The organism is Janthinobacterium sp. TND4EL3, assembly GCF_900156175.1.
Taxonomy (GTDB): domain Bacteria; phylum Pseudomonadota; class Gammaproteobacteria; order Burkholderiales; family Burkholderiaceae_D; genus Janthinobacterium.
Window position 1 is genome coordinate 595,264 of sequence record NZ_FTMV01000001.1, and the last position, 24,824, is coordinate 620,087.

At 62.6% G+C, this 24,824-nt stretch carries 24 protein-coding genes; 16 read left to right on the forward strand and 8 right to left on the reverse strand.

Going from position 1 to position 24,824, the window contains the following annotated elements:
- Positions 1–6 precede the first annotated feature (6 nt).
- From BXA07_RS02690 to BXA07_RS02710, 5 genes are all read left to right on the forward strand, one after another.
- A complete protein-coding gene (locus tag BXA07_RS02690) occupies positions 7–972 on the forward strand; it encodes an ABC transporter permease (RefSeq protein ID WP_076565329.1) in 966 nt (321 codons plus the stop codon).
- Entirely contained in the window at positions 969–1,919 is a 951-nt protein-coding gene (locus BXA07_RS02695; RefSeq protein WP_076565331.1) for an iron chelate uptake ABC transporter family permease subunit, read from the forward strand. The genes BXA07_RS02690 and BXA07_RS02695 overlap by 4 nt, the downstream gene beginning before the upstream one ends.
- Positions 1,916–2,686, forward strand: coding sequence for an iron ABC transporter ATP-binding protein (locus BXA07_RS02700; RefSeq protein WP_076565333.1), 771 nt, complete (start codon positions 1,916–1,918; stop codon positions 2,684–2,686). Before BXA07_RS02695 ends, BXA07_RS02700 begins: the two co-directional genes overlap by 4 nt.
- Before the next feature lies 1 nt (position 2,687).
- A complete protein-coding gene (locus BXA07_RS02705; RefSeq protein ID WP_076565334.1) occupies positions 2,688–3,671 on the forward strand; it encodes a siderophore ABC transporter substrate-binding protein in 984 nt (327 codons plus the stop codon).
- A gap of 104 nt (positions 3,672–3,775) precedes the next feature.
- Positions 3,776–6,223 (forward strand): TonB-dependent receptor, encoded by a 2,448-nt coding sequence (locus BXA07_RS02710; RefSeq protein WP_076565336.1) that lies wholly within the window; start codon positions 3,776–3,778, stop codon positions 6,221–6,223.
- Here BXA07_RS02710 and BXA07_RS02715 read toward each other — a convergent pair.
- Both BXA07_RS02715 and BXA07_RS02720 read right to left on the reverse strand, forming a co-directional pair.
- A complete protein-coding gene (locus BXA07_RS02715; RefSeq protein WP_139335407.1) occupies positions 6,220–6,657 on the reverse strand; it encodes a DUF2057 domain-containing protein in 438 nt (145 codons plus the stop codon). The genes BXA07_RS02710 and BXA07_RS02715 overlap by 4 nt on opposite strands.
- Before the next feature lie 93 nt (positions 6,658–6,750).
- On the reverse strand, positions 6,751–7,245 hold the full coding sequence (locus BXA07_RS02720) for a hypothetical protein (RefSeq protein WP_076565339.1): 495 nt from the start codon (positions 7,243–7,245) through the stop codon (positions 6,751–6,753).
- Positions 7,246–7,377: 132 nt separating this feature from the next.
- On the opposite strand from BXA07_RS02720, the gene BXA07_RS02725 reads away from it, so the two are divergent.
- The 3 genes from BXA07_RS02725 (at position 7,378) to BXA07_RS02735 (ending at position 10,675) form a co-directional block, all read left to right on the forward strand.
- The gene (locus BXA07_RS02725; protein ID WP_076565341.1) at positions 7,378–8,472 is read left to right on the forward strand and encodes a type II asparaginase; all 1,095 of its coding nucleotides are present in this window, start codon (positions 7,378–7,380) and stop codon (positions 8,470–8,472) included.
- A 120-nt stretch (positions 8,473–8,592) separates the two neighbouring features.
- Entirely contained in the window at positions 8,593–9,444 is an 852-nt protein-coding gene (locus tag BXA07_RS02730) for an MOSC domain-containing protein (RefSeq protein ID WP_076565343.1), read from the forward strand.
- A gap of 142 nt (positions 9,445–9,586) precedes the next feature.
- The gene (locus tag BXA07_RS02735) at positions 9,587–10,675 is read left to right on the forward strand and encodes a GGDEF domain-containing protein (protein WP_244556164.1); all 1,089 of its coding nucleotides are present in this window, start codon (positions 9,587–9,589) and stop codon (positions 10,673–10,675) included.
- On the opposite strand, the gene BXA07_RS02740 is transcribed toward BXA07_RS02735, so the two are convergent.
- A complete protein-coding gene (locus BXA07_RS02740; protein ID WP_076565346.1) occupies positions 10,676–12,655 on the reverse strand; it encodes a monovalent cation:proton antiporter family protein in 1,980 nt (659 codons plus the stop codon).
- Between the two features lie 108 nt (positions 12,656–12,763).
- Between BXA07_RS02740 and BXA07_RS02745 the strand changes: the two genes are divergently transcribed.
- From BXA07_RS02745 to BXA07_RS02780, 8 genes are all read left to right on the forward strand, one after another.
- Positions 12,764–13,774, forward strand: a complete 1,011-nt coding sequence (locus BXA07_RS02745; RefSeq protein ID WP_139335408.1) for a KpsF/GutQ family sugar-phosphate isomerase — start codon at positions 12,764–12,766, stop codon at positions 13,772–13,774.
- Entirely contained in the window at positions 13,774–14,307 is a 534-nt protein-coding gene (locus BXA07_RS02750; RefSeq protein ID WP_076565348.1) for a KdsC family phosphatase, read from the forward strand. Before BXA07_RS02745 ends, BXA07_RS02750 begins: the two co-directional genes overlap by 1 nt.
- A gap of 45 nt (positions 14,308–14,352) precedes the next feature.
- On the forward strand, positions 14,353–14,964 hold the full coding sequence (gene lptC / locus BXA07_RS02755) for an LPS export ABC transporter periplasmic protein LptC (RefSeq protein ID WP_076565350.1): 612 nt from the start codon (positions 14,353–14,355) through the stop codon (positions 14,962–14,964).
- 25 nt (positions 14,965–14,989) lie between these two features.
- Entirely contained in the window at positions 14,990–15,571 is a 582-nt protein-coding gene (lptA, locus tag BXA07_RS02760) for a lipopolysaccharide transport periplasmic protein LptA (protein WP_076565351.1), read from the forward strand.
- Positions 15,571–16,326 (forward strand): LPS export ABC transporter ATP-binding protein, encoded by a 756-nt coding sequence (lptB, locus tag BXA07_RS02765; protein WP_076565353.1) that lies wholly within the window; start codon positions 15,571–15,573, stop codon positions 16,324–16,326. The genes lptA and lptB overlap by 1 nt, the downstream gene beginning before the upstream one ends.
- Before the next feature lie 4 nt (positions 16,327–16,330).
- Positions 16,331–17,809 (forward strand): RNA polymerase factor sigma-54, encoded by a 1,479-nt coding sequence (locus BXA07_RS02770; protein ID WP_076565354.1) that lies wholly within the window; start codon positions 16,331–16,333, stop codon positions 17,807–17,809.
- Positions 17,810–17,879: 70 nt separating this feature from the next.
- Positions 17,880–18,242, forward strand: a complete 363-nt coding sequence (gene raiA / locus BXA07_RS02775) for a ribosome hibernation-promoting factor, HPF/YfiA family (protein ID WP_035824124.1) — start codon at positions 17,880–17,882, stop codon at positions 18,240–18,242.
- A 127-nt stretch (positions 18,243–18,369) separates the two neighbouring features.
- Positions 18,370–19,455: an enoyl-CoA hydratase/isomerase family protein gene (locus BXA07_RS02780; protein ID WP_076565356.1), complete on the forward strand. Its 1,086-nt coding sequence runs from the start codon at positions 18,370–18,372 to the stop codon at positions 19,453–19,455.
- On the opposite strand, the gene rapZ is transcribed toward BXA07_RS02780, so the two are convergent.
- The 5 genes from rapZ to ilvA all read right to left on the reverse strand — a co-directional run bounded on the left by rapZ (position 19,456) and on the right by ilvA (position 24,733).
- Positions 19,456–20,319: an RNase adapter RapZ gene (gene rapZ, locus BXA07_RS02785; RefSeq protein ID WP_076565357.1), complete on the reverse strand. Its 864-nt coding sequence runs from the start codon at positions 20,317–20,319 to the stop codon at positions 19,456–19,458.
- A 166-nt stretch (positions 20,320–20,485) separates the two neighbouring features.
- Positions 20,486–21,421 carry an HPr(Ser) kinase/phosphatase gene (gene hprK, locus BXA07_RS02790; RefSeq protein WP_034753337.1) on the reverse strand — a complete coding sequence of 312 codons (936 nt, stop codon included), beginning with the start codon at positions 21,419–21,421 and terminating at the stop codon, positions 20,486–20,488.
- 36 nt (positions 21,422–21,457) lie between these two features.
- A complete protein-coding gene (locus BXA07_RS02795) occupies positions 21,458–21,940 on the reverse strand; it encodes a PTS sugar transporter subunit IIA (RefSeq protein WP_071079718.1) in 483 nt (160 codons plus the stop codon).
- A gap of 335 nt (positions 21,941–22,275) precedes the next feature.
- Positions 22,276–23,118 carry an NADPH-dependent 7-cyano-7-deazaguanine reductase QueF gene (gene queF / locus BXA07_RS02800; protein ID WP_076565359.1) on the reverse strand — a complete coding sequence of 281 codons (843 nt, stop codon included), beginning with the start codon at positions 23,116–23,118 and terminating at the stop codon, positions 22,276–22,278.
- Between the two features lie 79 nt (positions 23,119–23,197).
- The gene (gene ilvA / locus BXA07_RS02805; protein WP_076565361.1) at positions 23,198–24,733 is read right to left on the reverse strand and encodes a threonine ammonia-lyase, biosynthetic; all 1,536 of its coding nucleotides are present in this window, start codon (positions 24,731–24,733) and stop codon (positions 23,198–23,200) included.
- Between the last annotated feature and the right edge of the window lie 91 nt (positions 24,734–24,824).

Below are 24,824 nucleotides of genomic sequence, written 5' to 3' on the forward strand. Positions count from 1 at the left end.
GACGATTTGACCCGCGCATATCTGTTTTGCCTGTTCTTCCTGCTGTGCGGCGCCTCGCTGCTGGTCGGCGCCAGGCAGATGGAGTGGGCACAGCTGCTGTCGCCATCGTTGTCTTCCGGCGCGCTGTCAGATGACACGTGGCTGACCCTGACGGCCAGCCGGCTGCCCCGCCTGGCGGCGCTGGTGCTGACGGGGGTGGGCCTGTCCGTCTGCGGCGTCATCCTGCAACACATCGTGCGCAACAAATTCGTCGAACCGGCCACTTCGGGCGGCCTCGACGCGGCCAAGCTGGGCATTCTCGTGTCGCTGACGGTATTTCCCGCAGCGGGCACGGCGGGCAAGATGGCGTTCGCGCTGGCCTTCTGCCTTGCCGCCAGCTTCGTGTATGTGGCCCTGATCCGCCGCATCCGTTTCAAGAACACGATTCTGGTGCCCGTCATCGGTCTCGTGTATGGCGGCGTGCTCAGCGCCGTGGCCGAATTCTATGCCTACCGCAACAACATCCTGCAAAGCATGCAGGGCTGGCTGCTCGGCGATTTTTCGAAAATCGTCCAGGGCAACTATGAAATCATTTATCTGATCCTGCCCATCGTTGCCCTCACGTATCTGTACGCGCAGCGTTTTACGGTGCTGGGCATGGGGGAGGGCATGGCCACCAGCCTGGGACTCAATTATGGCGCTACGGTGGCGCTGGGCCTGATGCTGGTGGCCGTCACCGTGGCCGCCACGGTGATCACGGTGGGAGCGATTCCGTTTGTCGGGCTGGCCATCCCGAACCTGGTGGCCTTGCGCTACGGCGACAACCTGGGCCGCACCCTGCCCCTCGTCGCGCTGGGCGGCGCTTCGCTGCTGCTGGCCTGCGACATCGCCGGGCGCCTGCTGATCTATCCATTTGAAGTGCCCATCGGCCTGACGGCGGGCGGCGTGGGCGGCCTGCTGTTCCTCGTGTTGATCGTTCGGGGGCGGCGATGAGGCGGCTATTTAATCTGCGGACGCTGTGGCTGGCCGTCGCCATCCTGGCGCTGATTTTTCTTTGCGCTGGCGCAAACTTCGATGTCGATTACATCCTCCCCAAGCGCCTGGCGCGGCTGGCCGCCATCGCCATCGGCGGCGTCTGCGTGGCCGTGTCTTCGATTGTTTTCCAGACCATCGCCGGCAACCGGATATTGACGCCGGCCGTCATGGGTTACGAAGCCGTGTACCTGCTGCTGCAGTCGCTGCTGGTCCTCGTCATGGGCGTGCACAGCGTCGTGCTGCTGGGGCAGGACGGCAATTTCGCCGTGTCGATTGCGCTGATGCTCGCGTATTCCTGGGCCATCCATTACTGGCTGTTTCGTGATGGCAAGAACAACGTGTATTTCCTCTTGCTGCTGGGATTCGTGCTGACGATGGTGATCGGCACGTTCACCCAATTCATCCAGCTGCGCATCAGTCCCGGCGAATTTGCCATTTTGCAAGGTTTCAGCCAGGCCTCGTTCAACAAGGCGCAGCCCGGGCAGTTGCTGTACGCGGCCCTGCTGGCGGGCGCCGCCTGCATGGCCGTGCTGACAACCTTGCCGGCGCTCGACGTGCTGGCGCTGGGGCGCGAACAGGCGATCTCGCTCGGTGTCGACTACCGACGCATGGTGCGGCTGCAGCTGGCGCTGATCGCCGTGCTGGTGGCGGTGTCGACGAGCTTGCTGGGCCCCACTGCCTTCATGGGCATCTTTGTGGCGAACACGACATATGCCCTGGCCCGCACGGCGCGCCACCGCGTCACCTTGCCGCTGGGCTGCGCCATCGCCATCGCCATCTTCCTTGCCGCCCAGTTGCTGGTCGAGCACGTTTTCAATTACCGGACCACCGTCGGCATCCTCGTCAATCTGGTGTGTGGCGCGTATTTCCTCGTGCTCATGGTCCGCACCCGGGGCACCGCATGATCCACGTCAAACAGATTGAAAAAAGCTACGGCAGCAAGCGCGTGCTCGACAACGTCAGCGTGCAGTTTCCGAAGGGCAAAGTGACGTCCTTGATCGGCCCCAACGGTGCTGGCAAGACGACCTTGCTGATGCTCATCGCGCGCCTGCAGGATGCGAATGGCGGCGAGATGACGATAGACGGGCGCCGCATCGCCGATATCCGCATCGGCGACTATGCGCGGCAGGTGGCTACGCTGCGCCAGGCGCCCGATTTTCATTTGCGCCTGACGGTGGAGGAACTGGTCGCCTTCGGCCGCTTTCCCTACAGCCGAGGTAACCTGACGCCGCAGGACCGGCAGGCGATCGATGACGCCATCGCCTTCTTATCGCTGGAATCTCTGCGCACCGCCTACGTCGACGAGCTGAGCGGCGGCCAGCGCCAGATGGCCTTCCTGGCCATGACGATTGCCCAGCAGACGGACATCTTGCTGCTCGACGAGCCACTCAACAACCTCGACATGAAGCACGCCGTGCAGATCATGCGCGCGCTGCGCCGCCTGTGCGACGAGCAGGGGCGCACCGTGATCCTGGTGATCCACGATATCAATTTCGCCGCCAACTATTCGGACCATATCGTCGCCATGCAGGGCGGCGCCGTGCGCTTTTCCGGCCCCGCGCACGAGGTCGTCACCGAGGAACGCTTGCGCGCCCTGTACGACATCGATTTTCACATCGTGCGCGACGAACGCGGCTGTGTCTGCAATTACTTCACCCCCACAGGAGCTTGACATGATCTGCAACCAACCCCGCCTGGCGCTGGCCATGCTGCTTGCCGCCGCGGCCACCCTGCAAGGCTGCAGCGACAAGACAGCGACAATGCCGCCGGCCCCTGCCGCTGCCGCCTCGCAGCCGGCGTTTGCGCCCGTCACCATCGTCCATAAACTGGGCACGACGGTGATTGCGCAGCGTCCGCAGAGGGTGGCCGTGCTCGACATGAACGAAGTCGATTTTCTCGACCAGTTGGGGGTGCCCGTGGCCGGCATGGTGAAGGATTACGTGCCGCACTTTCTCGCGCGCTACAGGGACGATCAGGGCATCCGCGACCTGGGCGCCATCGTGCAGCCCAATCTCGAGCACATCCACGCGCTCCAGCCCGACCTGGTGCTGATGACGTCGATCCAGGCCAGCCATTACAAGGACTTGAGCCAGATCGCGCCCACGGTGCATTTCGACGTGGACTACCAGAACAGCGAGAGCAAGCACATCGACGTAGTGAAGCAGCACTTGCTGACCCTGGGGCGCATCTTCGGCAAGGAGGATATTGCTCGTCAGAAAGCGCAGGAACTGGACGACAAGGTGGCGGAGGCCCGCAAGGTGACGCAGGAGCGTCCCGAGAAGGCGCTGATCGTGCTGCACAACAACGGCGCCTTCAGTGCATTCGGCGTGCAGTCGCGCTACGGTTTTGTTTTCGATGCGCTGGGCGTGAAACCGGCCAGCACGGCCGTCGAGGCGGGCTTGCACGGCCAGCCCATCTCCAGCGAGTTCATCCAGCAAGCCAATCCCGACATCATCTACGTCATCGACCGCACGGCCGTGATGGAACACCGTCCCGTCATGACGGCCGAGCAGATGGGCAATCCGCTGTTGCGCCAGACCAATGCCTGGAAGAACGGCCGCCTTGTCTTCGTCGATGCCGATGCCTGGTACATCACGGCGGCCAGCGTGACGTCGCTGAAACGGGTGATCGACGACGTGCTCAAGGGCTATCAATAAGATAGCTTATTTTGTAATGATTCGTATTTGCATTGAGGATTTTGCCTTTTCGTTCGGGAGATAGGGTGAGAACAAGCAATCTTCCCATCTGAAAAGGATTTTTTATGACAAAACGCATGGCGACGCGCCACCTTCCCGCCTTGAACCTGAGCCGTATCACCACCGCCGTGCAATTGGCGCTCATCACGGGCTTGACCGTCGGGGCGCTGGGCGTTGCGGCCCCGTCAGCGTATGCGCAAGCGGCGCAGGTGCGTCAGGCGTTCAGCGTGCCGGCCGGTGCACTGGGCCTGGCGCTCAACAGCTTCGCGGCGGCGGCCGGCATCGAGCTGACGGCCGAGGCCAGCCTGCTGCAAGGCAAGCACAGCGCTGGGTTGTCCGGCAGCTACAGCGTGCCCGAAGGTTTTTATGAATTGCTGCGCGGCCACGGCTTGCAGGCCGTGCGCGAGGGCAATGGCAGCTATACGCTGCGCCGCGAACCGGCGCACAGCGCTGCGGCAGAAGCGGCCGCAACCATGCCAGCCGTGACGGTCTGGGGTAAAGGCGATACCGTGACGGCGGTCTACGCGGGCGGCCAGGTGGCTGCCGGCGGCCGTGTTGGATTTCTTGGCGACAAGGATTTCATGGAAACCCCGTTCAACACCATCAGCTATACGGATACATTCATCGAAGACCGGCAGGCGCGCGACATCACCGATGTGATCTCGGCCACCGATCCCACCGTCTTCAGCAGCGGCATGACGGGCATCATCGGCGAAAACTATTCGATACGGGGTTTCAGCTCCGCCACCAGCGACGTCGCGTTCGGCGGACTGTTCGGCGTTTCGCCCGTGTACCGCACCTCGCCCGAAATGTTCGAGCGCATCGAAGTGCTGAAGGGGCCGTCGGCCTTGCTCAACGGCATGCCGCCGGGCGGCTCGGTGGGCGGCAGCATCAACCTCGTGCCCAAGCGCGCGGCCGAGACGCCGCTGGCGCGCGTGACGGCGTCGTATATGTCCGATGCGCAATGGGGTGGGCATATTGATCTGGGTCAGCGTTTTGGCGAAAACAAGCAGTTCGGCATCCGCATCAACGGCGTCTACCGCGATGGCGACGGCGCCATTAACCACCAGGAAAAGAAGACCCGGCTCGCGTCCGTGGGACTGGACTGGCGCGGCGCAGGCGCGCGCCTGTCCGCCGACCTGTACAGCAGCGAAGACCGCGCGCGGGGCTTGAACCGGGGCGTCAACCTGGCCGCCGGCCTGCCCGTGCCGCGTCCGCCGAAACCGGAAACCCTGCTCAACCCAAGCTGGGCCTTCTATGACACGCAGGACAAGGGCGCGCTGCTGCGCGGCGAATATGACGTGAACGCACAGCTGATGGCGTATGCCGCCATTGGCGCCGGCAAGGCCGATTACCAGTCGACGGGCGCCTACCTGATCCAGGTGTTCAATACAGCCGGCGACTACCGCACCAACCTGGCCGACCTCGGCTTTAACCTTGAAAAACAGTCGGCGGAAGTGGGCGTGAAGGGCAAGTTCCGCACGGCCGACGTCGGCCACCAGTGGGCGGCCAACGCCACGTACTACCACCATACGGACCAGCAATTCGGCCGCAGGAATACCTTGGCGCAAGACTGGATCACGAATATCTACAATCCCGTCTGGGGACCGGCCACGCGCTTCGAGGCGCCGCAAATTTCGAAGACGGCACTGCGCCTGGCCAGCTATGGCCTGGTCGATACCGTGTCGTTTGCGCAGGATCAAGTGCAGCTGACGGTGGGCTTGCGGCACCAGGAAGTGCTCAGCGACAGCTTCAACGTCAGGACGGGCGCGCGCAGTTCCCGCTACGACGCCGCTGCCACGACGCCGGCCGTCGCCCTGCTGGTCAAGGCAGCCAGGAACGTTGCGCTGTACGCCAATTACATCGAAGGCCTGAGCCAGGGCGCGACGGCGCCCATGACGGCGGCCAACGCGGGAGAGGTCTTTGCCCCGTATAAATCGAAGCAGATGGAGGCTGGCGTCAAGGTTGACCTGGGCGAATTCGCCCATACGGTCAGCGTGTACGAAATCAAGCGGCCCAGCAGCTATGTCGATCCTGTCAGCAATGTCTTTTCCTTTGGCGGCGAGCAGCGCAACCGCGGCGTCGACTGGGGCTTCTTTGGCTCGCCCGTGCGCGACGTGCGCCTGATGGGGGGCATCGCCTATGTGGACCCGACCCTGGCCAGGACGAAGAACGGCGTCAACCAGGGCAAGCAGGCGGCGGGCGTGCCCAGACTGCAGGCCAAGCTGGGCGGGGAGTGGGATGCGCCGCAGCTGCCGGGCCTGAGCCTGACGGCAAACGTGACGGCGGCATCGAAGCAATACATCAACGAGGACAACTCCCTGTCCGTGCCGGGGCGCACCGTGTTTGACCTGGGCGCGCGCTACGCCACCCGCGCCGCCGGCCGTCCCTTGACCGTACGCGCCAGCGTGAGCAACGTGGGCAACAAGGCGTATTGGGCGTTGCCGCAATGGACCAGCCTGGGCCTGGGCGCGCCGCGCACGGTCATGCTGTCGGCCACGACGGAGTTTTAATAGGTTTCCACCGCTTCGCTGCGCTGGCCGCTGGCCTTGTCGGCGATGGCCAGCTGGCAGCGGTTGTCGACGACCCTGGCGTCGAAGCGGTAGCGGGCGCCGGGCTGGAAATCCATGCGGAAAGTGTGGATCGACGTTTCATTGCCGCCCGTGGCCAGGGTCATATTGCTCAGGCAGCGCACGACGAGGCGGTGGGAGCCGCCGTCGAGCGCGATTTCGGGCGCGTCGCTGGCCAGTTTGCTTTTATCGATCAGCAAGATATCGGCATGGCAGACGCCCGGCGTGAGCAAGCCGCAAAAACTCAGCGGCGACGCATAGGCTTCGATGACGGCGGGCGTGCCGGGGCCGCGCGGCCCCGCGTAGGGCGGCATGCTGCGGCAGGCTGGCAACAGCGCGGCGAGCAGGATGATGGGTATGAGTTTGCGGGCAGGCATAGAATCGGTGTGCTGGCGTGCGGCGGGTGCCGCACTGGCCAAGCTTGCCATTATCTATAACTTTTTCCTTGATGCAATTGTTTTTGTGCCGGATCACGGTGATGCCTGACAGGGTTTGCCAACCGGCAGCGGCTCGGTATCGGCGAGCGCAGCGGGCGCGCGCGATAGATGCCGGTCAAGTTCATTGCGCACGGCCAGCGCTTCCGCCTGCCTGCCCTGGCGTCGATACAGGTCTATCAGTGCCATGCAGCCGAGGGCGCTCGATTGCCCGCTGCGCTGCGCGAGGGCGATGGCTTCGCGGAAATGGAATTCGGCAGCATCGTAACGGCAGGCGGCGCTGGCGGCGCGTCCCGCCTGGTGCTGCAGCCTGGCTTGCCAGGCGATATCGCCATGGCCCAGTTCGACATTCGCGGCCGCGGCCGCGTAGTTGCGCATGGCCCGCGCCCAGTTGCCCTGGCTGGCCGCTTCGCGCGCGAATTGCTCCTGCTGCGCCGCCGTGCGCAGTTCGATTTGCGTGGAGCAGGCATTGAGCGCGATCAAGATCAGCGGCAGGGCGAGGCAGGAGCGCAAGGGCAGCAGTGTGGACATGGCGCCACTGTAGCGCAGAGAAGGGCGCGCACGTTTGCGCTGGACACATGAATTGGGGGATTGGTGCGGCACTGATGACATATAATTTGTACACGACTTTGTTATCTTTGACATATCACCGACAGGAGCACCATGTTTTCACGTAAATTCCATTCCTGTGCACAGCTGATGCTGGCCACCTTGCTGATGGGCTTTGTCGCCGCCTCCCCGGCGCGCGCGCAGGACGCGGCCGTCAAACTGCCGAATGTGGTGATCCTGGCCACGGGCGGCACCATCGCCGGCAGCGGCGCCGACAGCACGACCACCGTCGGCTACACCTCGGCCACCGTGGGCGTCGAGCGCCTGATCGCCGCCGTGCCGGAACTCAAGAAAGTGGCCAACGTGAAAGGCGAGCAAGTATTCCAGATCGCCAGCGAAAGCATGGGCAACAGCCACTGGCTGACCCTGGCCAAGCGCATCAACGTGCTGCTGGCCTCCGCCGACGTCGACGGCGTGGTCATCACGCACGGCACCGACACCATCGAGGAAACGGCGTATTTCCTGAACCTCACCGTGAAAAGCCACAAGCCGGTCGTGGTGGTGGGCGCCATGCGCCCGTCGACGGCCATCTCCGCCGACGGCCCCATCAACCTGTACAACGCCGTGTTGTTGGCTGGCAGCAAGGAAGCCGTCGGCAAGGGCGTGCTGGTGGCCTTGAACGACCAGATCAACGCGGCGCGCGAAGTCACCAAGACGAACACCTCGACCACGGACACCTTCAAGTCGCCGGAACTGGGCATGCTCGGCTACATCCAGGGCAGCAAGCCCTTCTTCTACCGCCAGTCGACGCGCAAGCACACGCTGGAGTCGGAATTTGACATCAGCAAGCTCGACGCCTTGCCACAAGTGGACATCGTCTATGGTTATGCCAACATGAACCGTGTCGGCATGGACGCCTTCATCGCCGCTGGCGCGAAGGGCATCATCCACGCGGGCGTGGGCGACGGCAGCGTGGCCGCGCAAATGAAGCCGGCCCTGGTCGAAGCGCGCCAGAAGGGCGTGCTGATCGTGCGTTCGAGCCGCGTGGGCCAGGGCATCGTGGCGCGCAATGGCGAAGCCAACGACGATGAGCTCGACAGTGTCGTGTCCGACACCCTGAACCCGCAAAAAGCCCGCATCCTGCTGATGCTGGCCTTGACCAAAACCAATAGCACGCAAGAAATCCAGCGTATTTTCTACACGTATTGATCGTCGCCACGCCGGCCCGGCCACTGCGGCTGGGCTTGGCGGATTTACGCTTGCCCGCTTTGCTGCCATACTTCGTTTCTGAATAACTTCCTGGCAGAAGTAGCAATACTGCCCCGGCCCATGGCTATCCTGTCCGACATCATTCTGTATCCCATCAAATCCTGCGCCGGCATCCACCTGCGCGAGGCGGTCCTGACGCGTTCAGGGCTGATGAGCGAGCACGTATTCGACCGCGAATGGATGGTGGTGGACGAACAAGGCCGCTTCCTGACCCAGCGCGAACATCCGCGCATGGCGCTGATCGTGCCGCGTATCAAGGCCACCACGCTGGAATTGCGCGCACCGGGCATGCTGCGCCTGGAAATCGAGCTGGGCTTGCCGCATCCGCAGCATGCGCCCCTGCTGGACGTGCAAGTGTGGGACGATACCGTGCGCGCCTACGACTGCGACGAGGTCACGGCGACCTGGTTCAGTCAGGCCATCGGCGTGCCATGCCGCCTGGTGCGCTTTCATCCGGACGTGGTGCGCGCCACCAGCAGCAAGTGGACGGCAGGAATTGCCGCATCGACCATGTTTGCCGATGGCTACCCGGTGCTGATCGCCGGCAGCGCCTCGCTGGCCGACGTCAATGACAAGCTGCGCGCAGCCGGCCGCGAAGCGTTGCCGATGAACCGTTTCCGTCCGAACCTCGTCATCGGCGAGATCGGCGCCTTTGAGGAAGACTATGCGGAGTTCCTGCAATTGGGCGCGACGACCTTGAAACCCGTCAAGCCGTGCTCGCGCTGCCCGATTCCGTCGGTGGACCAGGCCACGGGCGTGCCGGGACCGGACCCGCTCGACGTCATGCAAGCTTACCGCGCCAAGCCCGAGCTCGACGGCGCCATCTGCTTCGGCATGAATGCGATTGTCACGGATGGCGGCGATGAGCGTATTGTGGTGGGGCAGGAAATCGGTTTCGAACTGGCATTTTAAGCGCGGCGCCCGCACAGAAGGGTTTAAGGTTTCTATGAATCAAGCAATACCGCCAGAGCCGGGCCAGCCGGGGAGCGATGCCGCCGCACCGGCCCAGCGCATTGCCAGCCTCGAAGCCGAGAATCAGGCCTTGCGCGCGCGCATGGCCTTTCTGCTGGAACAGGTCGAGCGCAACCATGACATCATGTGCCGCCACCAGGCGTTTGACCTGGAAATCGTCGGTGCGTCCACCTTTCCCGAGCTGATCGGCACCATCTTCCGTACCTTGCCCGTGATTTCCGACCTCGACGGCGTCACCCTGAGCCTGCTCGACGAGGATGACGATATCGTGCTCGTGATGGAAAAGCTGGGCGTCGATTTCAGCGCTTTTCCGCAGCTGCTGTTCGTGCATGCCGTGGAGCAACTAGGCTTTGCGCCGCAAGCGCCCGTGACGGAAAGGGAGGCGTGCATGCCGCCGCTGCCGCTGCTGGGGCCGTTCGATGCGGCCGTGCATGGCCCCCGTTTTCCGGGCATCGACGCGCCCCTGCGCAGCGTCGCCCTGGTGCCCTTGCTGCGCAACAAGCGCCTGATTGGCAGCCTGAACCTGGCCAGCAGCGACGTGACCCGTTTTACGCCCGTGCTGGGCACGGATTTCATCAAGCATATGGCCTCCATCATCGCCATTTGCCTGGAAAACGTGATCAGCAATGAAATGTTGAAATACATCGGCTTGACCGACTCCCTGACGGGCGTCTACAACCGGCGCTATATCGACCGCCGCCTGCTGGAAGAAATCGCGCGCGCGCGGCGCCAGAATTATTGCATTTCATGCATGTATATCGACATCGACCATTTCAAGTCGGTCAATGACACGCATGGCCACCAGGGCGGCGATGAAGTGCTGCGCGAAGTGGCCACGCGCATCCGCACGGAATTGCGCCGTTCCGATGCGCTGGGGCGCTTCGGCGGCGAGGAATTTGTCGTCCTGCTGATCGATGCGGACCTCGACAGCGCCACGTTCGTGGCCGAACGCATCCGCGCCAGCATTGCCGATACCATGTTCGACTTGCCGGGCAGTACGCAGACGTGGGTCAGCGTGTCGATCGGCGTGGCCAGCCTGGGCGCGGACGCGGCGCTGCTGCCGATCGAAGCCGTGGCGCAACAGCTGGTGGCGCACGCCGACCAGGCCCTGTACCAGGCCAAGGCGGGCGGGCGCAACAAGGTCGTCAGCTGGCAGGCGCAGATCGAATAATTATTTCAATAGCAATGTTTCCGCCTTGGCTACGGCGTCGGCCGTGCCGCGCAGCACCACCACGTCGCCGCTGGCCAGCTGCGTCTCGGGGCTGACATCGAGGCTGCCGCGGCCGCGGCGGATGGCCGTGACAAAGGCGCCGCAGCCGGCCACGTCGATCGCACTCAAGGGCAAGTCCACGCAGTGCGCATCCTCGCTGACGGTGACCGTATGCAGGCGTTCCAGCTCGGCATCGTCGCCCGCATCGCTGCTGCCGTGGAAATAGCCGCGCAGCGAGGCATAGCGTTCTTCGCGCGCCGCCTGCACGCGGTGCACCACGCGGCGCAGGGGCACGCCCATCATGATCAGCGCGTGCGAAGCGAGCATCAGGCTGCCTTCCATCAATTCCGGCACCACTTCGGCCGCGCCCGCCTTCTTAAGCTGGTCGAGGTCGCTATCGTCGTGGCTGCGCACGATGACGGGCAGTGTCGGCGCCATTTCTTTGAGTAAATGCAATAACTTCAGTGCCGACGCGGTATTCGCATACGTGATCACGACGGCGCTGGCCCTGTAGATGCCGGCCGCGACCAGGCTTTCGCGCCGGCCCGCGTCGCCATACGAGACGTGGGCGCCCGCCAGCTGCGCTTCCTGCACCCGTTCCGGGTCCAGGTCCAGCGCGTGGTATTCGATCTTTTCTTCCGCCAGCAGGGTGGCCAGGCTTTGCCCGCTGCGGCCAAAGCCGGCGATCAGCACGTGTTTTTGCGCGGCCATGGTGCGCGTGGCGATCTTCGTCAGGGCCAGCGACTGCATCATCCAGTCGTTGGCGGCCAGTTTCATGACGATAGCGTCCGACTTGGCGATGAGGAAGGGCGCCACCAGCATCGACAGCACCATCGAGGCCAGCACCACTTGCACGACGAAGGGGTCCATCAGCTTGATGCCGCCGGCCAGGTTCAGCAGCACGAAGCCGAATTCGCCGGCCTGCGCCAGCGCCAGGCCCGTGCGCAATGACACGCCCGTCGACGAGCCGAACAGCCGGGCCAGGCCCGCGATCAGGGCGAATTTCAGCAGCACGGGGCCGCACAGCAAGAGCAGGACGAGCCACCAGTTGTCGAGCACGACGCGGATATTGAGCAGCATGCCGACGGTGATGAAGAACAGGCCCAGCAGCACGTCGCGGAACGGCTTGATGTCTTCCTCCACCTGGTGCTTGAATTCCGTCTCGGAAATGAGCATGCCGGCAACAAACGCCCCCAGGGCCAGCGACAGCCCGGCCCGCTCCGTGATCCACGCCGCGCCCAGGGTGATCAGCAGCAGGTTGAGCATGAACAACTCCTGCGAACGGCGCTTGGCGACGATGGTCAGCCAGCCGCGCACCATCTTCTGGCCGATGAACAAGAGCAAAATGAGGACGACCAGGGCCTTGCCGCCGGCCCAGGCGAGGGTTTCGGCCAGGTTGTCCGAATCGCGGGTGAGGGCGGGAATGAGGATCAGCAGGGGCACCACGGCCAGGTCCTGGAACAGCAGGATGCCGATGATCTTGCGGCCGTGCTCGCTTTCGAGCTCCAGCCGCTCCGTGAGCATTTTCGAGACGATGGCCGTCGACGACATGGCCAGTGCGCCGCCGAGGGCGAACGCGGCTTGCCAGCTCAGGTGGATGTAGGCGGACAGGTAGCGGGCGACGAACCAGCCGAAGACGACGGTGGCGACGATGGTGGTAACCACCTGCGCCATGCCCAGCCCGAAGACGATGCGCCGCATGGCAAGAAACTTGGGAAGCGAGAATTCGAGTCCGATGGAAAACATCAGGAAGACGACGCCGAATTCGGCCAGGGTATGGCTCGCTTCGTTTTCGGCCGCCAGGCCCAGCGCATGGGGGCCGATGACGATGCCGACGGCCAGGTAGCCTAGCATGGGCGGCAAGTGCAGCATTCTGAAAGCGACCACGCCCAGCACGGCGCTGCCGAGTAACATCAGGGTCAGTTCAAGCGAGGAAAACATGGGTTGCCCGGGGAGCTCAGTGGAAATCGTTGTTTGTTGTGACTGGCAAGTTTTTTGCTTTCCTAATTCGTTTATACTTTGGGCATGAGTGTAACCCATGAAAAAACAATGCTGAAAGCTTTTGATCGAATTGACATGCAAGCGACCACCGAGCGCGCCGTCGCGCTGGCCCGCACCACCCTGCAGATCGAGTCCGACGCCATCAACGCCCTGCATGCGCGCCTGGCCACGGACGACAGTGTCGGCCGCGCCGTGGCGCTGTTGCTGCAGTGCAAGGGGCGTGTCGTCGTCTCCGGCATCGGCAAGTCCGGCCACATCGCGCGCAAGATCGCCGCCACCCTCGCGTCCACCGGCACGCCGGCCATGTTCGTGCATCCGGCCGAAGCGGCCCATGGCGACCTGGGCATGGTCACGTCGGACGATGCTTTTATTGCCATATCGTATTCGGGCGAGTCGTCCGAACTGATGGCCATCATGCCTGTCGTCAAGCGCATGGGCGGCGTGCTCATTTCCATGACGGGCAAGCCGAACTCCAGCCTGGCCCAGCTGGCCGACGTGCATCTGGATATTTCTGTTGAGAAAGAAGCCTGTCCGCTGAACCTGGCCCCGACGGCCAGCACCACCGTTACCCTGGCCCTGGGCGACGCCCTTGCCGTGGCCTTGCTCGACTTGCGCGGCTTCAAGGAAGAAGATTTTGCCCGCTCGCATCCGGGCGGCGCCCTGGGCCGCCGCCTGCTCACGCACGTGCATGACGTCATGCGCAGCGGCGAACGGGTGCCCAAGGTGCCCGTGGAAGCCTCGCTGCTGCAGGCGCTGGAAGAAATGACGAAGAAGGGCATGGGCATGACGGCCGTCGTCGATGCGGAGAACCGTCCCGTAGGCGTGTTTACCGATGGCGACTTGCGCCGCATGTTCGAGCGCGTGCAGGATTTCACGCAAGTGGCCATCCGCGACGTCATGCATGCGCAGCCGCGCAGCATCGCGCCCGAACGCCTGGCCGTCGATGCCGTGGCCGTGATGGAGCAGTTCCGCATCAACCAGATGCTGGTCGTCGATGCCGACGGCAAGCTGGTGGGCGCGCTGCATATCCATGATCTGACGCAAGCGAAGGTGATCTGATGGACAGCGTAGCGGACAACCTGGCGCGCGCGGCCAAGGTCAAACTGATGATCTTTGACGTCGATGGCGTGCTCACCGACGGCAGCCTGCATTTCGGCCCCGATGGCGAAATGATGAAAACGTTTAATGTGTATGATGGCCTGGGCATCAAGCTGCTGCAGGAATCGGGCGTGCAGACGGCCATCATCAGCGCGCGCCGCTCGGCCATCACGGCGCGCCGCGCGCAAGACCTGGGTATTACCCATGTGCACCAGGGCGGTCACGACAAACTGACGCCGTTCCTCGAATTGCTGGCGCTGACGGGCTTGACGGAAGAGCAATGCGGCTATATCGGCGACGACGTCATCGATGCGCCCCTTCTGCGCCGCGTGGGCTTTGCCGTCAGCGTGCCGGGCGGGCGTGCGGAAGCGCAGGGCCTGGCGCACCATGTGACGCAGGCCGGCGGCGGCCGCGGCGCGGTGCGCGAGATCTGCGAATTCCTGTTGCGTGCACAGGATAACTATGCGCGCGTCATGGCGCCGTTCCTGGAGTGAGGTGCCGTGCCTCGCCGCCAGTGACATTTGAAAGAGTGAAGCAATATGCGTAAGCCAGGAGGCGCCCATCGCTGGCGCATGAGTTTTACCGTGCTGGGGGCGGTCGTCGTCGCGCTGGGCAGTTTCTGGCTGCTCGAAGTGATGAACAAGAATGCCCAGGACATTACCGCCAGCAAGCATTTGAATGAACCCGACTACTTCATCACCAATTTCAGCCTGGTGCGCATGGATTTGACGGGCAAACCCAGCTATATCGTGTCCGGCACCAAGCTCACGCATTACCCGGCCGACGATTCGTCCGATATCGACCAGCCTTTCGTGCGCAAGCTCACGCCCGACATGCCGCCGATGAACATGAATGCGGAACTGGCGCATATCGACCAGGACAATACCCGGCTGCAACTGCATCGCAAGGTGGTGGTCGACCGCGTGGCCAGCCCGAAGGCGCAGAACCTGACGGTGAAGACGGAGGCGCTGACGGTGTTTCCGGATGAGGAAAGGATGGAAACGGACGTGCCTGTCGATATCCTGATGGGCACCTCGCGCATCAACGGCGTGGGCATGAAAGCCAATAACGCCACCGGCGTAGTGGAAGTGCAGCAGGCGCTGCGCATCGTCCTCCCGCCGAAACCGCGCCCGGCCGCGGCGGCAAAATGACAGAATGAAACAAGGAAACCATACTATGAAGAACATCCTGCTGTTGACCTTATTTTCGCTGGCCGTGATGGGCACGGCGCATGCCGAGAAGGCCGATTCCGAGAAGGAAGCCGTCATCACGGCCCAGCGCGGGCTGGTCGACGACGTCAAGCAGACGCGCACGCTGACGGGCGACGTGGTGCTGGTGAAAGGCACGCTGACCATGAAGGCGGGCCGCGCCCTGATCACGGAAGATCCGCAGGGCTACCAGTTCATCACGTTCTGGGCCGATCCCGGCAAGCTGGCCACTTTCCGCCAGAAGCGCGACGGCGCGGGCGACCTGTGGGTGGAAGGCGAAGCGGAGCGCGTGGAATACAACAACAAGACGGAAGTCGTGAAGCTGTTTTCCAAGGCCAAGCTGACGCGTCTGGAAGGCACGAAGCCGACGGACGTGGCCAACGGCGCCTTCATCTCGTATGACAGCCGCAATGAAGTGTTTACGATGGAAAACTCCGACAGCGGCACCAACGCCCCCGGCGGCGGCAGCGTGCGCATGGTGATCCAGCCGAAGACCAAGGCGCCTGCGGCGGAGAAAGCGCCGGCGACGCCCGCGCCAGGAAAGAAATAATGGACAATACACGTTGCGGCAGTACCCTGATCGTTCGCGGGCTGCAGAAAACCTATGGCAAGCGGCAAGTCGTGCATGACGTGTCGCTGCAAGTCGAATGCGGCGAAGTAGTGGGCCTGCTGGGCCCGAACGGCGCCGGCAAGACCACCTCGTTCTACATGATCGTTGGCCTGGTGCCCTCCGACGGCGGCAGCATCGATATCAGCGGCGTGGATATTTCCAGCCTGCCCATCCACCGGCGGGCGCAGATGGGCCTGTCCTACCTGCCGCAGGAAGCATCCGTGTTCCGCAAGCTGACGGTGGAAGACAATATCCGCGCCGTGCTGGAAATCCAGACCGTCGAAGGCCGCCCGCTGAAGAAGGTCGAGATCGAGGAGCGCCTGGATAAATTGCTGGCCGACCTGCAGATCGAAAAGCTGCGCGAGAACCAGGCCCTGTCCCTGTCGGGCGGCGAGCGCCGCCGCGTGGAGATCGCCCGCGCGCTGGCCACCGACCCCCGTTTCGTGCTGCTCGACGAGCCGTTCGCCGGTGTCGACCCGATCGCCGTGATCGAAATCCAGCGCATCGTGCGTTTCTTGAAGGAGCGCAATATCGGCGTGCTGATTACCGATCATAATGTACGCGAGACGCTCGGTATTTGCGACCGTGCCTACATCATCAACCAGGGCTCGGTGCTGGCGTCGGGACGCCCCGACGACATCATCGCGAACGAGTCGGTACGCCGGGTCTATCTGGGCGAACACTTCCGCATGTGAGCCAATGAAACAATCATTGCAGCTGCGCACGTCGCAGCACCTGGCACTGACGCCGCAGTTGCAGCAATCGATACGCCTGCTGCAGTTATCGACCCTGGAACTGCATCAGGAACTGGAGCAGTTGCTGACGGACAATCCTTTGCTCGAACGCCTCGACGACCCGCTCGACCGTTCGCTGCGCCTGTTGTCCGACGGCGCCTTGAGTTCCACGGCCGCGCCGGCCGAAGCGCCGCCCCAGCCGCCTGGCCAGGAGGTGCCCGCCGCGCCGGCCGAAGCGGACGGCTTTGACGGCGAGGCGGGCGACAGCCCGGCCGCCGCGGACGGCGGCGACAGCGACTGGAGCGAGGCGAGCCGCGGCAAGGCGCCCGACGACGAAGATTCCCGCCCACAACTTGAAGCCCACCACTGCACCCTGCGCGAGCACCTGATGGAGCAGATGCGCGTGACGGTGCTCGAATTGCGCGACCGCGCGCTGGTCGAGCTGATCATTGACGCCCTCGACGATAATGGCTACCTGGAAGAGTCGCTCGACGACATCCTGGCGCGCCTGCCGGAAGAGTTGGAAATCGACGCCGACGAGCTGCGCACGGCCTTGTCCCTGCTGCAAAGTTTCGATCCGCCCGGCGTGGGCGCGCGCAATGCGTCCGAATGCCTGGCGCTGCAGATCAAGCGCTTGCCGCACATCGCCCTGGTGACGCGGCGCATGGCCCTCGTCATCGTGGAAAAGCACCTGGCCTGGTTTGCCCAGCGCGATTTCAACAAGCTGAAAAAAGCCCTCGATTGCGATGATGAAGACTTGCGCGAGGCGCAGACGGTAATCCGCCTGTGCAACCCGCACCCGGGCGCCGTGTTCGCCTCCGACGTGTCCGATTACGTGGTGCCCGACGTGGTTGTCAAGCGCGCGCGCAATGGCTGGCAGGTGACGTTGAACAACGACGTCATGCCGCGCCTGCGCGTCAACGCCATGTACGCCAACTTGTTGAAGCAGGGCAAGGGTGAGGGCGCCATGGGTGCCCAGTTGCAGGAAGCCAAGTGGCTGATCAAGAACATGCGCCAGCGCTTCGATACCATCTTGCGCGTGGCGCAGGCGATAGTAGAAAGACAAAAGAACTTTTTCTCGCATGGGGCCGTTGCCATGCGCCCCCTTGTGCTCCGTGAAATAGCTGATACACTGGGTTTACACGAGAGTACTATCTCGCGGGTAACAACTCAAAAGTACATGCTGACCCCGCACGGCATGTTCGAGTTGAAATATTTCTTTGGTAGCCACGTCGCCACCGAAGCGGGGGGCGAAGCGTCATCGACGGCGATACGGGCATTGATCGTGCAACTGACAGGAGCAGAAGACCCTAAAAATCCTTTATCCGACAGTAAGATTGCGGACATGCTGGGGGAACAAGGCATGGTGATTGCGCGACGTACTGTTGCCAAATACCGGGAAGCATTGAAAATTCCGCCAGTGAGCCTGCGTAAGTGTTTGTAAGTTTTTTTCGGTTCCTCTGCGGGCCGGATACGATGGACCGCACGAACCCGAATCATCTTTAGGAGTGTGTATGAATCTCACCATCAGCGGACATCATCTCGAAGTGACACCAGCCATCCGTGAATACGTACAAACGAAGCTGGAACGCGTGAAACGTCATTTCGATCAAGTCATCGATATCGCCGTGATTCTGACCGTGGACAACCTCAAAGAGAAAGAAAAACGTCAAAAGGCCGAAGTCAACTTGCGCCTGAGTGGCAAGACCGTCTATGTGGAAAGCCTGGCGCACGACCTGTATGCCGCGATCGATACCCTGATCGACAAGCTCGACAGGCAAGTGATGAAGTACAAAACCAAAGTGCAAGGGCACGGTAAAGAGGCGATCAAGCATCTGCCAGACAACTCAGAGGAAGACGCCGTCGTCGCCGTCTAAGGCCACCGGCTTCCCCCAGTTGTGATCAACTAAGGGCGCACATTGCGCCCTTTTTTGCGTCCTGCGGAACGCAATATCCGTGGTGAAAGCGCTAGAATGCGCCATCCTCACTTCTTTCCATCCTGCCATGAGCGATTTCGTCCAGACCACCATCCGCCACCGCACGGGCCACATCGTGCTCGACCGCCCGAAAGCCTTGAATTCCCTGTCGCTGGAGATGGTGCGCGCCCTGAGCGCGGCCCTGCTGGCCTGGCGCGACGACCCGCAGGTCGATGCCGTCGTCATCCGCTCCAGCAGCGAAAAAGCCCTGTGCGCCGGTGGCGACATCCGTTTCTTTTACGATGCGGGCCTGACCACGCCCCAGGGTGGCAGTGCATTGCTGGAAGATTTCTTTACAGAAGAATATGCCTTAAATCATCTCATTCACTTCTATCCAAAACCGTATATCGCCGTGATGGATGGCGTGGTGATGGGCGGCGGCATGGGCGTGGCGCAAGCGGGGCCCGGCAACCAGTTGCGCATCGTCACGGGCCGCACGCGCATGGCCATGCCGGAAGTCAATATCGGCCTGTTCCCGGACGTGGGCGGCAGTTATTTCCTGTCGCGCCTGGCGGGCCGGCTGGGCCTGTACCTGGGGCTGACGGGGCTGACCATCGGCGCGGCCGACGCCCTGTACACGGGCCTGGCCGATGTCTACCTGCCGGAAGCGGAAATGGGAGCATTGCTGGCCCTGTTCGAATCGACGCCGGGCGAAGCCTTGCCGGTGGCCGTCAAGGCGCTGGCGGCGCCCTTCCAGGGCCAGGCGGGCACATCCGCACTTGCCACGGCGCGCGCAGCGCTGGACCGCCACTTCAGCGCCGGCTCCGTGGCCGCCATCATGGCCTCGCTGGCGCAGGACGACAGCGCGTTCGCGGCCAAGGCCCTGGCGGCCATGCGCCTGCGCTCGCCGCTGATGATGTCGGTAACGCTGGAATTGCTGCAGCGGGGCGCCCACCTGGGCGTGGCCGACTGCCTGCGCATGGAACGCACCGTGGTGCGCCACAATTTTACGCATGGCGAGGTGCTCGAAGGCGTGCGCGCGCTGGTGGTCGACAAGGACAATGCGCCGCGCTGGAACCCATCCAGCCTGGACGAGGTCGATGCGGCCATGGTGGCGCGCTTCTTTGCCCCCGCCTGGCCGGCGCTGGCGCACCCGCTGCGCCACCTCGACTGATTAGGAGCGTTCGCGGTGGCGCAGCACGACTCTTTCGTTGGGGCCGAAGTATTGCGCCAGCCGTTCCGCCATGTACACGGAGCGGTGCTGGCCGCCCGTGCAGCCCAGGGCAACCGTCAGGTAGCTGCGGTTGTCGGACTTGAATGACGGCAACCATTTCTCGATGAAGGCGCGGATGTCGGCCAGCAGCTCCAGCGCGCTCGGCTGCGCATCGAGGAAGGCGATCACGGGCGCGTCGCGTCCATCGAGCGGACGCAGGGCCAGGTCGTAGTACGGATTCGGCAGGGCCCGCACGTCGAAGACGAAATCGGCGTCCAGCGGCACGCCCAGCTTGAAGGCGAACGATTCGAAGAACAGGGTCAGCGGCGCGCGTTCGGAGGCGACGATATCCTTGATCCAGGCGCGCAGCTTGTTGGCGCTCAGCTCCGACGTATCGATTACATGGCCCAGCTGCTCGATGGCCGACAGGCGTTCGCGTTCTTCCGTAATGCATTCGATCAGGGTGCGGCGGCTGGCTGGATTGTGGTTGGGACGTAATTCGTGCGACAAGGGGTGGCTGCGCCGCGTTTCCGAGAAGCGCGCCACCAGCGAGTGCGTGGTCGCCGTCAAGAACATGACCTTGACGTCATGTCCCTGGTCGCGCAGCAGCGTGACATTGTGCGGCAAGCTGACGAGCGACTCGGCGCTGCGCGCATCGACGGCCACGGCCAGTTGCGGCGTGCCTTCGTCAAGCAGGGTTTGCACCAGGCTGGGCAGCAAGGCCGGCGGCAGGTTGTCGACACAGTAGTAACCGGTATCTTCCAGCACATTGAGCGCGACGGATTTGCCGGAGCCGGATATTCCGGTGATAAGGACGATATGCATAGCCCGATCATACAATAAAGACCGGCACTGCGCTCCCGAGGGAATTGTCTTTACAAATTAATGCAATTTGGACCGTGGTATTTCTTTGCTGCACGCGCCAACAATGCTGTCGGATTACGCGGGGCCTTGCCCCACCTCGGCGGCCCCGCTAATCCGACCTACGTTGTTAATCGCCACTCATGGCGAGTCGTTGCCGCTCCATGAATTCCTGCAAGGTATCGATGCCGCGCAGTTGCAAAATGGTATTGCGCACGGCCGCTTCCAGCAGCACGGCGATATTGCGGCCGGCGGCGACGGGGATGACGACTTTGCGCACGGGCAAGCCCAGCACATCTTCCGTGGGGAACAGGAAGGGCAGGCGCTCGACTTCCTCTTCCAGTGCGTTGCGGCGCACCAGGTGGACGATCAGTTTCAAGCGCATCTTGCGGCGCACGGCCGTTTCGCCAAAGATGGCCTTGATATCGAGCAAACCCAGGCCCCGCACTTCCAGCAGGTTTTGCAGCAGGGGCGGGCAGCGGCCTTCGATCATGTTGGGCGCGATGCGCGAGAATTCGACGGCGTCATCGGCCACCAGGCCGTGGCTGCGCGAAATCAATTCCAGTCCCAGCTCGCTCTTGCCCAGGCCAGAGTCGCCCGTGATCAGCACGCCGACGCCCAGCACGTCCATGAACACGCCATGCATGATAATGCGCTGCGCCAGCTTTTTCGACAGGTAGACGCGCAGGAAGTCGATCACCTGCGCGGCCGGCAGCGGGGTGGAGAACAGGGGAATGTTTTGCTCGTCGCAGATGGCGAGGATGTCGGGCGGCGTTTCCAGCCCTTGCGCGATGATCAGCGCGGGCGGACCGCCGGCGATCAGTTCGCCGATCACGTGGGTGCGCGTATTGACCTTCAGGCGCTGGTAGTAATTGATTTCCTGGTGGCCGAAGACCTGGATGCGGCCCGGATGGATCAGGTTCAAGTGGCCCACCTGGTCGGCGGCCGAAGAGACGTCGCCCGAGATCAGGCGTTCGCCGCCGGGGAAGCCGGCGAACCAGCCCAGTTGCAGACTTTCACGATTATCGTCGTACAGGCGTTGTATCGTCAGCGGCGTTTGCAACATGGCAGTCTTCTTCAGGAGTGGAGGAATACCTGAAGTTTAACCCGCCGCTTGCAGACTGGGTTGCCAATTGACGATGCGCGAATGCACGGATTTCGGTTCCGGATCCGTGGCCAGGGCCGTGCGGAAGGCGTCATCGGAAAACATTTCGGCGATTTCCGACAGGATTTCCAGATGTTGCTGTGTGACATGATCTGGAATCAGCAGGAAAAACAGCAGGTTGACGGGCTTGCCGTCGGGCGACTCGAACGGGATCGGCTCGGCCAGGCGCACGAAGGCGCCCAGCGGCGCTTTCAGGGTCTTGCTGCCCTTGACCCTGCCATGCGGCACGGCCACGCCATGGCCCAGGCCAGTCGAACCCAGGCGTTCGCGGGCAAACAGATTGTCCGAAACGGTGGAGCGGGCGATGCCGTAGTTGTTTTCGAAGATCAGGCCGGCTTGCTCGAAAGCGCGCTTCTTGCTGGAGACTTCCAGGTCCAGAAGGACGTTTTCGAGGGATAAAATTTTGCTAAGATTAGTCATGACACTCAATGAGATGGTGCAATGCGCAGAGGGCTTGCGAGCCGAATTATAGGCCTGTTTTCGCGGCCTGTAACGCCAATTCTCAACAGTATACGCCCGCTGCGAACGCCGTGCGCGCTACGCCCCGCGTCATCCTCATTTTAACAAAAAACCAACACTGGCGTATGTCGGCTATTTCGTGATTAAAAAGGCGGCGTGCGCCGGTTTTTCCGTCGCAAAATGCCGATTTTCCGACTTTTCAGCGCTTTCATGATGCTGCAAAGCATGATGGTAATGTTGTTTTAAAACACAGTGACCATGCTCATCGGCATCGTTTTTTTGCAACTGCGCGGGGTTTACTGGCGCGCATTGCGCAGGTTGCCCGGTTTCACGCCCGTGCTGTAGTTGCTGCGCCACGGGTTGATGTCGAGTCCGCCGCGGCGCGTATAGCGCGCATACACGGACAGCTTCTGTGGTTTGCACTGACGCAAGATGTCGACAAAGATGCGCTCCACGCATTGTTCGTGGAATTCATTGTGCTCGCGGAAACCGATCAGGTAGCGCAGCAGGCTTTCCTGGTCGATTTGCGGTCCCGCGTACTCGATCTGCACGCTGCCCCAGTCGGGCTGGCCCGTCACCAGGCAATTCGATTTCAACAGGTGCGAAACGAGTTTTTCTTCCACGGGCGCTTCATCGAGCGCCGCCTTCAACAGCAGGGGCGAGGGCGTGTATTGCGTGATTTCCAGGTCCAGGCGGTCCAGCAGCACGCCGTCGAACTCGCCCATTTTCAGCTTGCCGAAGTCTTCCTGCAAGGTCAGTTCCACCTGCACGGGGGCGCCAAAGCCGTTCGACAAATCCTGCTTGAGCAAGGTCAACAGGGCTTCCGGGCTGTCCAGCTTGGTCTGGTTGAAGGAGTTCAGGTACAGCTTGAACGATTTCGATTCGATGATGTTGGGCGAATCGGCCGGTGCGCTGACCCTGGCGATGGCCACCTGCGGCTTGCCGCGCTGGTTCAGCCACGACAGTTCATAGGCGTTCCAAATGTCGAGGCCGAAGAACGGTAATGTACCGTGCAGTTCCAGTTCGTCGCGCTTGCCCTGGCGCGGGATGGGGAACAGCAGTTCCGGCGCGTAATCGGTGCGGTAGGCGGAGCTTTTGCCCAGGGGAGATTGTTCGGCGAGGTCGTTGGTGGTGGTCATGGTCGTGTGGCGTGAATTCAGTCAAGCACGCATGGTAGCCTATTTCACCCCGGTGCCAATACCGGGGTGAATTCGTCATTTAACCCAGGAACAGTTTATAGACGGGATTGCTGCTCTCGTCCCAGTAACGATACCCCAGGGTATCGAGGAAGCGGGCGAATTCTCCCATCTCATCGGGCGGCACTTGCAGGCCGATCAGGATGCGGCCCACGTCGCCGCCCTGGCTGCGGTAATGACACAAGGAAATATTCCAGTTCGGCGCCATGCTGTCGAGGAAGCGCATCAGTGCACCCGGGCGTTCGGGGAATTCGAAGCGGTACAGCAGCTCGTCCTGGGCCAGACGGCTCTTGCCGCCCACCAGGTGGCGGATGTGCGACTTGGCCAGTTCGTCGTGGGTCAGGTCCAGGGTCTTGAATTCGTGTTCCTCGAAGGTTTTCGCCAGCACGCTGGATTCATGCCGGTCGGCAATTTGAATGCCGACGAACACGTGCGCCGCTTTTTCATCGCTGATGCGGTAATTGAATTCCGTCACGTTGCGCGCGCCGATGAGCGAACAGAAGCGCTTGAAGCTGCCGCGCTGTTCGCGCATCGTGACGGCAAACACGGCTTCGCGGAATTCGCCCAGCTCGGCCCGTTCCGCCACAAAACGCAAACGGTCGAAATTCATGTTCGCGCCGCAGGCGATGGTCACCAGCGTCTGATTGACGACCGGGTGCTTGCTCAGGCTGGCCCGCTCCACATAGGCCTTGGCGCCGGCAATGGCCAGCGCGCCGGCCGGCTCCAGGATGCTGCGCGTATCCGTAAACACATCCTTGATGGCGGCGCAGATGGCATCCGTGTCGACGATGATGACTTCATCGACATATTGCTGCGCCAGACGGAAGGTTTCCTCGCCCACCAGGCGCACGGCCGTGCCGTCCGAAAACAGGCCCACGTCGGGCAGGGTCACGCGTTCGCCGGCCTTCAGCGAGCGGGCCATGGCGTCCGAATCGACGGTTTGCACGCCGATGATCTTGATGTCGGGGCGAATCTGCTTCACATAGGCGGCCACGCCGGCGATCAGGCCGCCGCCACCGATGGCCACGAAGATGGCGTGGATGGGGCCGGCGTGCTGGCGCAGGATTTCCATGCCGATCGTGCCCTGGCCGGCGATGACGTCCGGGTCGTCGAACGGGTGCACGAAGGTCAGCTTCTGCTGCTTTTCCAAGGTCAGCGCATGGTTGTAGGCATCCGTGTACGACTCGCCGTGCAGCACGATTTCCACATGTACGCCGCCGCGCGCCTTGACGGCGTCGATCTTGACGGGAGGCGTGGTGGTCGGCATGACGATGACGGCGCGGCAGCCCATGCGGGCGGCCGACAGGGCCACGCCCTGGGCATGGTTGCCGGCCGAGGCGCAAATCACGCCGCGCTTGCGTTCCGCATCGCTGAGCTGGGCCATCTTGTTGTAGGCGCCGCGAATCTTGAAGCTGAACACGCTTTGCATGTCTTCGCGCTTGAAATAAATCTGGTTGTTCAGGCGCTGCGACAGGGCAGGGGCCAGTTCCAGCGGCGTTTCGGAAGCAACGTCATAGACGCGGGCGGTCAGGATTTTCTTGAGGTAGTCGATGTTCATAGTCTGCAAGCAAGTGATTCTGGGCCAGAAAGGGTCTGGAGCGTGTCGGTCGATAGCGGCTGCGTGGGGCGGATAGCCAGGCAACAATAAT